The organism is Sphingorhabdus sp. (assembly GCF_040079335.1).
In the GTDB taxonomy this organism is placed as follows: Bacteria; Pseudomonadota; Alphaproteobacteria; order Sphingomonadales; family Sphingomonadaceae; genus Sphingorhabdus_B.
On record NZ_JBEBKL010000067.1, the window covers coordinates 1 to 9,777 of the forward strand.

The window sequence follows — 9,777 nt, forward strand, 5'->3', positions numbered from 1 at the left end:
GAGCATAGCGAGCCATGGGACCTATCAGGCCCTCCCCCGGCCCCTCCCGCAAGCGGGAGGGGAGAATTTCGATCAAAGACCCAGGACCATCTTGGCGATGATATTATGCTGGATCTCGTTGGATCCGCCATAAATGGTGGTCTTGCGCATATTGAAATAGCTCGGCGCGGTGCGGTGCGCGTAATCGGGGCCAATCGGATGCTCGTTGTCGCCTTCGCCAAAGCCGCGGAAGTAAGGCGCGCCATAATGGCCGACCGCTTCCAATGCGAGTTCGGTAATACGCTGCTGGATTTCCGAACCCTTGATCTTGAGCAGGCTCGATTCCGGCCCCGGACCACGCCCTGCGGCTTCACCGGCAAGGCTGCGCAGTTCGGTGAATTCGAGTGCGGTCAGATCGGTCTGCAGCTCAGCCACCTTGCGCTTGAAGAAGGGATTGGCGAGCAGCGGACGGTCGCCGTCTTGTTCTGAACGGGCGATATCCTTGATACGCTCGATGCCGCGCTTCGAGGCTGCAACGCCGGCGATGCCGGTGCGTTCGTGCGCGAGCAGGAACTTGGCGCAGGTCCAGCCTTTATTTTCTTCATAAACGCGGTTTTCAACCGGTACGCGAACATCTTCGAGCCAGACTTCGTTGACTTCATGTTCGCCGCCCAGCGTGATGATCGGGCGCACGGTGATGCCCGGCGTCTTCATGTCGACCAGAAGGAAGCTGATGCCTTCCTGCTGCTTCGCATCGGAATCGGTGCGGACGAGGAAGAAGCCCCAATCGGCATGCTGCGCCATCGTCGTCCATGTCTTCTGGCCATTGACGATATAGTCGTCGCCATCGCGAACGGCTTTGGTACGCAGCGAGGCAAGGTCGGAGCCCGAGCCGGGTTCCGAATAGCCCTGGCACCACCAATCTTCACCCGAAAGAATGCGGGGAAGGAATTTGGCTTTTTGTTCGGGGGTACCGAAAGTGTAGATCACCGGACCGACCATCGACAGACCGAAAGGCATCAGACGGATGCAATCGGCGCGGGCGGTTTCTTCTGACCAGATATAGCGCTGGGTGGGGCTCCACCCCGTGCCGCCATATTCGACCGGCCATGCGGGGGCGACCCAGCCCTTTTTGTGCAAAATGCGGTGCCAGGCGAGGAAATCCTCTTTGCCCAACTCGTCGCCTTCGTCTTGTTTTCCGCGCAATTCCTGCGGGTAGTTCTCGGCAATAAATGCCCGCACTTCGTCACGGAAGGCGAGGTCTTCGGCAGTGAATTCCATATCCATGGCAGCTCTCCTCTATTGCGGCAATGTAGCGCGCATGTCCTCGCAAGGCGAGCCGACTCGCACCAAATCCGTCTGGCACAGGAATTACCGGACGTTTACGTAAACGTCAATTGACCCGCGGCTATTTTACCAACATGGTGGAGCCTTCGATTTTGCCTTGAGGAGAGGGCATTTATGGAGGAATGGCGGCGCGGCTGGCGCACCGTTTTGGGCGCGGCGCTGGCGGCAGCGACCGGCGTCAACCTGCTCTATTTTGTCTTCAGCCTGTTCATTCCCCATCTGCAAAAGGAAACCGGCTGGACGCTGGGCGAATTTTCGCAGTTACAGGCGCTGGTCGGGATTGGTTCGCTCGCAGCCCCGCTGGCAGGCTGGGCGATGGATCGCTATGGATTTCGCAAAGTGTGGGCGATCGGGATGGTCGCGATTGCATTACTGTATTTGGTGATCGGATTTTCGCCCGTTATACCGACATTATTTGGGGTAATGGTGTTCGTGACAGGATTGATCGGTGTCGCGACCACCTCGATTTCCTACACCAGAGCGGTCAACGGCTGGTTCTCTTCGCAACGCGGATTGGCGCTGGCTTTGTCGGCGACCGGCCTGTCTTTGGCCGCCATCTTCATGCCGCCCTTGCTCGAGCGTGTGATTACGCTCGAAGGCTGGCGCACCGGCTATTTTGTGCTCGCTGCGCTGGCGCTGTTTATAGGTCTGCCTTCCATCCTGTTTCTGGTGGCCGATATTCCCGTGCACAAGGCCGATCATGATGAGGTGCGGCGGCGGGCTGAGGAAGGGCCCGATCATTTCTATCGCAGCCCTGCTTTTTGGCTGATTGCGTTGAGCTATGTGGGCATCAACATGCCCGCATCGGGAATGCTCAGCCAGATGGCGCCAATGATGCTGGAGGAAGGGCTGACTTTGGCGCAAGCCGCCTTGGGAATTTCGGCATTTGCCGGCGGGCAGTTTTTCGGACGGCTTGCCTGTGGCTGGCTGCTCGACCGGGTGCACCCGCAACGCACCGCTTTTTTCTTCACGCTGATCCCGGCCATTGGCTGCGTTCTGCTTTGGCAGACGCAAAACCATTATGCGGCGGCGCTGTTTGCGGTCGCGGCCATCGGGGTGCAGCAGGGGGCGGAGATTGATCTGCTTGCCTATTTTGTTGCGCGCCGTTTCGGGCTCGATCGCTACGGATCAATCTATGGCTGGGTGCAGGTCGCAGGCTGGATGGGTACGCTATGCGGCGTGCTGCTGTTCGGAAAGATTCACGACTGGACCGGCAGATATGACCTGTTTCAGGCTGGTGCCGTCTTTTCCTATATCATCGCCGCGACCGCATTCCTGTTCGTGCGGCTCCCGCCTCAGCGCGTTTTTACGTAACTGCCCGGCGCTTCTTCGATCGCCTGCAGCTTGCCTTCACCCGGTTGGCGTGCGCCTTTGGCAGCAACCTGTTTCGGCGCCTGACCTGACAACCAGTTCAGCCAATCGGGCCACCAGCTGCCCTTGGTTTCGGTTGCACCTTCGATATAGTCTTCGAGGCTTGAGACCTTCGGATCTTCGTTGAGCCAATATTGATATTTGCCCTGCGCGGGCGGGTTGACCACGCCGGCAATATGGCCGCTGCCCGCCAGCACGAAACGGACCGGGCCCTTGAAATGGTCGCGAATTTTCCAGACGCTACTCGCGGGCGCGATATGGTCCTCACGCCCGGCCTGCACATAGGTTGGTGTCTTGACCTTGCGCAGATCGATCGGCGTGCCAAGCGCGGATAGCGTGCCGGGTTCGACCAGCTTGTTATCGCGATACAGATCGCAGAGATAATCCTTGTGCCATTTGGCGGGCAGGTTGGTGACGTCGCCATTCCAGTGCAACAGGTCGAACGCCGGATAATCCTCACCCAGCAGATAATGCTTGTTCACCGTTGACCAGATCAGATCGTTGCCGCGCAACAGGTTGAAGGTCAGCGCAAGGTAGCGGCCATCGAGAAAGCCTTGCTGCGATGCCAGTGATTCGACCATCTTCAACTGATGCTCGTCGATGAAGTTGAGCAGTTCGCCGCTGCGGGTGAAATCGACCTGTGCGGTAAAGAAGGTTGCGCTTTTGACTTTCGCCTCTTCGTCCCGCGCAGCAAGGATCGCGAGCGTTGCGGCTAGCGTGGTGCCAGCGACGCAATAGCCGATGGCATGGACGCTATCGACGTCGAGCGCATCGCGGATGGTATCAATCGCATCGATTTGCGCGGCGATATAGTCGTCCCAGATCGTATCGCGCATCTCTGCGTCGGCCGACTTCCAGGAAACGACGAAAACCGTGATGCCCTGGTCGACGCACCATTTGATGAAGCTTTTCTCGGCTGTCAGGTCGAGGATGTAGAATCGGTTGATCCACGGCGGGAAGATGACCAGCGGGGTTTCGAAAACCTTCTCGGTTGTCGGTGTATATTGCACCAGTTGATAGAGCGGGGTCTGGTGCACCACCTTGCCGGGGGTGCAGGCGATATTCTCGCCCAGCCGGAATGCTTGCGGGTCGGTATGCGTCAGCTGCCCACGCTGCATGTCTGCGAGCAAGTGGCTAACGCCCGACATCAGGCTTTGGCCCTTAGTCTCGATAGCTTTTTCCAGCGCGACCGGATTGGTCAGCGGCGAATTGGCCGGGCTCATCGCCTCGACAACCGTGCGCACGGCAAATTCAAGTTTCGCTTTGTCCGCCTTCGACAGATGCTCCATCTCATGCGCCGCGCCGATCATATAATCTGACATCAGCTGGTAACCCTGCCGCATCAGATCAAAAACCGGATGCTCCCATTGCGGGGCGGCGAAGCGGCGGTCTTTGGCGTTCAGCTTGTCATGACCGGCTTTCGCCAGCGGTGCCAATACTTCGCCCCAGGCATCGAGTGCATGCTTATAGGCGGTTAACGGATCGGAGGCGCCAGCCCCGAAAGTTTCGGCCATTTTGGCGAGCTGTTCGGGGTCCATCAGGGGCGGCAAGTTGGGTGAATCGGCCATGTCTGTTGCATAACCCAAGTGACTGCATTGTCGAAGCTTCTATTTGTTGTGCGGCGCAACATGGACATTGCAGCAAATTGCGCGTATAAGGGAGTTTGAACACTGGAACCCCAATGACAATTGAAAAACTCCCCGCGCTTCTTGGCGAAGCGCTTACCGCGCGTGGCTATACCACGCTTACCCCCGTACAAACCGCTGTTATCGCCGAAGAAGCCGATGGTCGCGACCTCGTCGTGTCGGCGCAAACCGGCTCGGGCAAGACTGTTGCTTTTGGCCTGGCGATGGCGCCGCAGATTCTCGATGGCGGACTGGTCAGTCTGGCCCGCGACCCTGCCGCGCTGATTATTGCCCCCACCCGCGAACTGGCCTTGCAGGTCAGCCGCGAACTGATGTGGCTTTATGGCAAGGCAGGCGTGCGCATTGCCACCTGCGTCGGTGGCATGGACGCTTCGAAAGAACGCCGCAACCTTCAGACCGGGCCGCAAATCGTGGTCGGCACGCCGGGGCGCTTGCGTGACCATCTGGAACGCGGCGCACTGAACCTATCGGCGCTGAAAGTCGCGGTGCTCGATGAAGCCGACGAGATGCTCGACATGGGTTTCCGCGAAGAGCTGGAGGATATCCTCAATGCCACGCCCGAAGGCCGCCGCACATTGCTGTTTTCGGCAACGATGCCGAAACCGATCGTCGCGCTCGCCAAACGCTATCAGCATGACGCCCTGCGCATTTCGACCGTCGGCGAAGATCGCGGCCATGGCGATATCAGCTATCAGGTCGTTACAGTCGCTCCGCCAGACATCGAAAATGCGGTGGTCAACCTGCTCCGTCTGCACGAAGCCGATACCGCGATCCTGTTTTGCGCGACGCGCGAAAGCGTGCGGCATCTCTATTCGAAGCTGACCAACCGCGGTTTCAACGCCGTGGCACTGTCGGGCGAACATAGCCAGAGCGAGCGTAACCAGGCGCTGCAAGCCCTGCGTGATCGCCGCGCCCGAGTCTGCGTCGCAACCGACGTTGCCGCGCGCGGGATCGATCTGCCCAATCTGTCGCTTGTCATCCATGTCGAACTGCCGCGCGATGCCGAAGGCTTGCAGCACCGTTCGGGCCGCACCGGCCGGGCGGGCAAGAAGGGCACAGCCGTGCTTGTGGTCCCCTATCAGCGGCGCAAGCGTGTCGAATCGATGCTGCGCGGCGCGCGGATTGAGGCTGAATGGATCAAGGTTCCGACCGCCGAGGATATTCGTGCGAAAGACCATGAGCGCCTTCTGGAAATGCTTTTGACCCCGGTCGAGGCTGAGGAAGAGGACCGCGCATTGGGCGCCCGCTTGCTCGAAACGATGAGCGCCGAGGATGTGGCCGCTGCCCTCGTTCGCGCGCACCGCGCCAAAATGCCCGCGCCCGAAGAACTGCTCGATAATGGCAGCGGCGAACGGATGCAGGACGATCGCCGTGCCGGGTTTGACGATTCGGTCTGGTTCAAGCTGAACATCGGTCGTCGCAACAATGCCGATCCGAAATGGCTCTTGCCTTTGCTTTGCCGCCGAGGCGGGGTGACCAAGAATGATATTGGCGCGATCCGCATTGCGGCGGACGAAACCTATGTCGGCATCTCTGCGGCTGCGGCGCGTCATTTCGCCAAGTCGGTCGCCAGGCCGGGGCATGATGAAGACAATGATGTCGAAATCATCGAGGCCGAAGGTCCTCCGCGTCAGGCCGCGCGCGAAAACAAGCGCAAGGGCCGGGGCAACGAGTCAACGCCGCGCCATAGCCCGCGTCCGTTTCAGGGCCCGCGCGGTGATGGTCCGGCAGGCGAGGGCAAACGCCCGTTTCGCAAAGCTGGACCTCCACCGTCCAAGCATGGTGTGAAGCACAAGGCAAAGGGCAACCGTCCGCGCTAGGCCGGTTTTGCTGGAAAAGCGGTGAAACATCGCGCATGAGGGCGGCTCTCTGGTCCAATTTGTAACAAGGAGCCTCTGGAGTCCGATGTCCGAAGAATTCTACCGCATGAAGCGCTTGCCGCCCTATGTCATCGCTGAAGTCAATGCGATGCGAGCGGCCGCCCGTGCGAGCGGAGAGGACATTATCGACCTCGGCATGGGCAATCCCGACCTGCCGCCACCCCAGCACGTCATCGACAAGCTGGTCGAAGTGGCGCAGAAACCCGATGCGCATGGCTACTCGGCGTCAAAGGGCATTCCGGGCCTCCGCCGCGCACAGGCCAATTATTATGGCCGCCGTTTCGGCGTCGATGTCGATCCAGAAACCGAAGTCGTGGTGACGATGGGGTCGAAGGAAGGGCTGGCCAGCCTTGCGACCGCGATTACGGCACCCGGCGATGTCGTGCTCGCACCCAATCCCAGCTATCCGATCCATACCTTTGGATTCATTATAGCAGGCGCAACGATCCGCTCTGTGCCGACCACGCCCGACGAGAATTATTTCCGCGCACTCGACCGCGCGATGGCCTTCACCGTGCCGCGCCCGTCGATCCTGGTGGTCAACTATCCCTCGAACCCGACTGCTGAAACGGTCGATCTCGCTTTCTACGAGCGGCTGGTCGCCTGGGCGAAAGAGAACAAGGTCTGGGTCCTGTCCGACCTCGCCTATTCGGAGCTGTACTTCGACGGCAACCCGACAGTTTCGATCCTGCAGGTGAAGGGCGCGAAGGATGTCGCGATCGAATTCACTTCGTTGTCGAAAACCTATTCGATGGCCGGTTGGCGCATCGGCTTTGCCGTGGGCAACAAGCAGCTGATCGCCGCGATGACGCGGGTGAAAAGCTATCTCGATTATGGGGCCTTCACGCCGATTCAGGCCGCCGCCTGCGCGGCATTGAATGGCCCGCAGGATATCGTCGAAAAGAACCGCGAGCTTTACCACAAGCGCCGCGATGTGTTGGTCGAGGCCTTTGGCCGTGCCGGTTGGGATATCCCCGCGCCGCGTGCGTCGATGTTCGCTTGGGCACCACTACCCCCTGCGCTCGCGCATCTCGGCAGTCTCGAGTTTTCGAAGCAATTGCTGACCGAGGCCAAGGTCGCGGTCGCACCGGGCGTCGGCTATGGCGAGGACGGCGAAGGCTATGTCCGTATTGCGATGGTCGAAAACGAGCACCGCCTGCGGCAGGCCGCGCGCAACATCAAACGCTATCTGCAATCGATGGGTGTAAATACGCCGACGCAGGCAAAGGCGATTTAGGGCAACGTTGCTTCAATGCTGGGCTTGAAGGTCGGCTCCACGCGGGCCTTCGAAGCCTGCTCATAAGCATAGCCTGCCCGCAGCACGCGTTCGTCGTCCCATGCCGTCCCGACGAAGCTAATGCCGAGCGGCAGCCCCTCGATTGTTCCCATCGGCACGGTCAAATGCGGATATCCTGCTATGGCGGGAAGCGCGCTCGCGCTTGGTCCGGAATATTGGTCGCCGTTCACAAGGTCAGTCTTCCACGCGACGCCGGTGGTTGGTGATACCAGCAGGTCGACCTTGTTTTCGCGCAGCAACCGGTCGATGCCATCCGGCCCGGCCATACGCTTCGACTTGGCGAGGGCTTCCTTATAGGCAGGATCTTCGAGGCCATTTTTCGATTGCGCCAGATCGAACAACTCCTGCCCGAACCAGCGCAATTCGGCCGGTTCTTCCTTGTTAAACGCAATGACCTGTTCGAGCGTGCGGGTTTTTACCGCAGGGGGCGTAGTGGCCAGATAGGCATTGAGGTCGGTTTTGAGTTCAACCATCAGCACTTCGAACTCGGCTTCGCCCAGCCCGTCAAAGCCTTTGCGGGTATCGGCAATGTCGACAATCTCCGCACCCTGCTTGCGCATGACATCGAGCGCAGCTTCAAAGCGCGCCTTAATCGCGGGATTGTCGCCAACACGGTCGCGTGGAACGCCTAGACGCATACCTTTGAGCGCATCGGTGCCGAGATTCGCGGCATAATTTGTTTTGCGTTTGTCCGCCTGCAATGTTGCGGGATCAGTCGGATCGCTTCCCGCCATCGCAGTCAGCAGCAAGGCCGCATCGCGCACCGTGCGGGTCATCGGCCCCGCTGTGTCCTGACTGTGCGAAATCGGCACGATCAGGCTGCGGCTGACAAGGCCTAGCGTGGGTTTGAAGCCGACAATCCCGTTGACCGACGACGGGCAGACGATCGAGCCGTCCGTTTCGGTTCCAATGGTCAGCGGCGCAAGGTTCGCTGCTGCGGCTGCACCGCTCCCTGCCGACGAGCCGCAGGTGTTGCGGTCGAGCACATATGGGTTGCGCGTCAGGCCACCGACTGCACTCCAGCCGCTGGTCGAACCACCCGAACGGATATTTGCCCATTCACTTAAGTTGGTCTTGCCAAGGATCACTGCGCCCGCTGCGCGAAGTCGACTGATCATTGGCGCATCGCGATTGGTGATATTGTCCTTGAGCGCCAGCGAACCTGCCGTCGTTGGAACAGGTCCCGCCACCTCGATATTGTCTTTCACCAGCACCGGGATGCCGTGCAACGGACCACGTACCTTGCCTGCCTTGCGCTCGGCATCAAGTTTGCGTGCCTGTTCGATTGCATCAGGGAAGGTAGCGATTACGGCGTTTAATCGCGGGCCATTATCGTCGATTTCTGCAATCCGCTTCAGATATTGGCGAACGATATCTTCCGATGTCGTCAAACCCGCAACTTGCGTGGACGACAGTGCAGTGACATCTGAATCGAATACCGAAGGAGGATTGTGGACAGTAGGCGAACGGGCTTGAAGCGCGGAGGTAGCCAACAGGGCGGCGGCGAATGCGAATGCTGTTCTCATTCTTGCAACCTAGCATTGGTGAAACGGCTTTCAATCTATCATTGGATTCGCGGGGCCAAAACAAAACCAGCTTTCGAGCTCCCCGATATAACGTCGACCAGACTATTAAACCCCTGTCCTACACGCCCCCTTTTATGTTCCAAAATACCCCATGGAACACACCGATTCAAACCCACCCTCCAACATCCAGCCCTTCTCCCCTGTGCCCACCCGCGTGCGCCATGATGGCTGGACGCCGAAAAAGCAGGTGGAATTTATCGAGGCATTGGCCTCCAGCGGTTGCGTCGATGAAGCCTGCCGCCGCGTCGGGCGATCACGGCAGTCGGCTTATGATCTGCGCGCGCGGCCAGAGGCTGGGCCTTTTCGAGAGGCTTGGGAGGCTGCACTCGAACATGGTGTGAAGCGCATGGCCGACGCCGCCTTTGCGCGAGCGATCCACGGCGTCGCCATCCCCATCTATTACAAGGGCGAGCAGGTTGGCGAACGCCGCCATCATGACGAGCGGCTGACGATGTTCATGTTGCGCTATTATGATCCGTTGCGCTTTGGCAAATGGCTCGACCGGCAAAAATTCGAACGCGCCGAGGATGGCGCGGCGCGGTTGCTGGCGATGCGGATCAATCTGTTGCTCGAGGCTGCCTATGACTGGCTGTTCCGCAAGATCGACGTGCGCCGGATGCTACGGCAGCAGGAAAGGGAGGGGTGAGTGGGGGGGTGCATCATCTACGGAA

General features: G+C 59.6%; 7 protein-coding genes. 4 read left to right on the forward strand and 3 right to left on the reverse strand.

The features are described 5' to 3' along the window. Positions 1 to 72: 72 nt before the first annotated feature. Positions 73 to 1,266, reverse strand: coding sequence for an acyl-CoA dehydrogenase family protein (locus ABL922_RS13440; RefSeq protein ID WP_349024722.1), 1,194 nt, complete (start codon positions 1,264 to 1,266; stop codon positions 73 to 75). Between the two features lie 174 nt (positions 1,267 to 1,440). Here ABL922_RS13440 and ABL922_RS13445 point away from each other — a divergent pair, with 174 nt between their 5' ends. After that, a complete protein-coding gene (locus tag ABL922_RS13445) occupies positions 1,441 to 2,640 on the forward strand; it encodes an MFS transporter (RefSeq protein WP_349024723.1) in 1,200 nt (399 codons plus the stop codon). Here the strand turns inward: ABL922_RS13445 and ABL922_RS13450 are convergent. Further along, a complete protein-coding gene (locus tag ABL922_RS13450) occupies positions 2,622 to 4,235 on the reverse strand; it encodes an alpha/beta fold hydrolase (RefSeq protein WP_349024724.1) in 1,614 nt (537 codons plus the stop codon). The genes ABL922_RS13445 and ABL922_RS13450 overlap by 19 nt on opposite strands. Before the next feature lie 143 nt (positions 4,236 to 4,378). Between ABL922_RS13450 and ABL922_RS13455 the strand changes: the two genes are divergently transcribed. Next, positions 4,379 to 6,163 carry a DEAD/DEAH box helicase gene (locus ABL922_RS13455; RefSeq protein WP_349024725.1) on the forward strand — a complete coding sequence of 595 codons (1,785 nt, stop codon included), beginning with the start codon at positions 4,379 to 4,381 and terminating at the stop codon, positions 6,161 to 6,163. Positions 6,164 to 6,248: 85 nt separating this feature from the next. Then, a complete protein-coding gene (locus tag ABL922_RS13460; protein WP_349024726.1) occupies positions 6,249 to 7,460 on the forward strand; it encodes an LL-diaminopimelate aminotransferase in 1,212 nt (403 codons plus the stop codon). Here the strand turns inward: ABL922_RS13460 and ABL922_RS13465 are convergent. Continuing rightward, the gene (locus tag ABL922_RS13465; RefSeq protein ID WP_349024727.1) at positions 7,457 to 9,046 is read right to left on the reverse strand and encodes an amidase; all 1,590 of its coding nucleotides are present in this window, start codon (positions 9,044 to 9,046) and stop codon (positions 7,457 to 7,459) included. The genes ABL922_RS13460 and ABL922_RS13465 overlap by 4 nt on opposite strands. A gap of 151 nt (positions 9,047 to 9,197) precedes the next feature. On the opposite strand from ABL922_RS13465, the gene ABL922_RS13470 reads away from it, so the two are divergent. Continuing rightward, positions 9,198 to 9,752: a hypothetical protein gene (locus ABL922_RS13470; protein ID WP_349024728.1), complete on the forward strand. Its 555-nt coding sequence runs from the start codon at positions 9,198 to 9,200 to the stop codon at positions 9,750 to 9,752. Positions 9,753 to 9,777 lie beyond the last annotated feature (25 nt).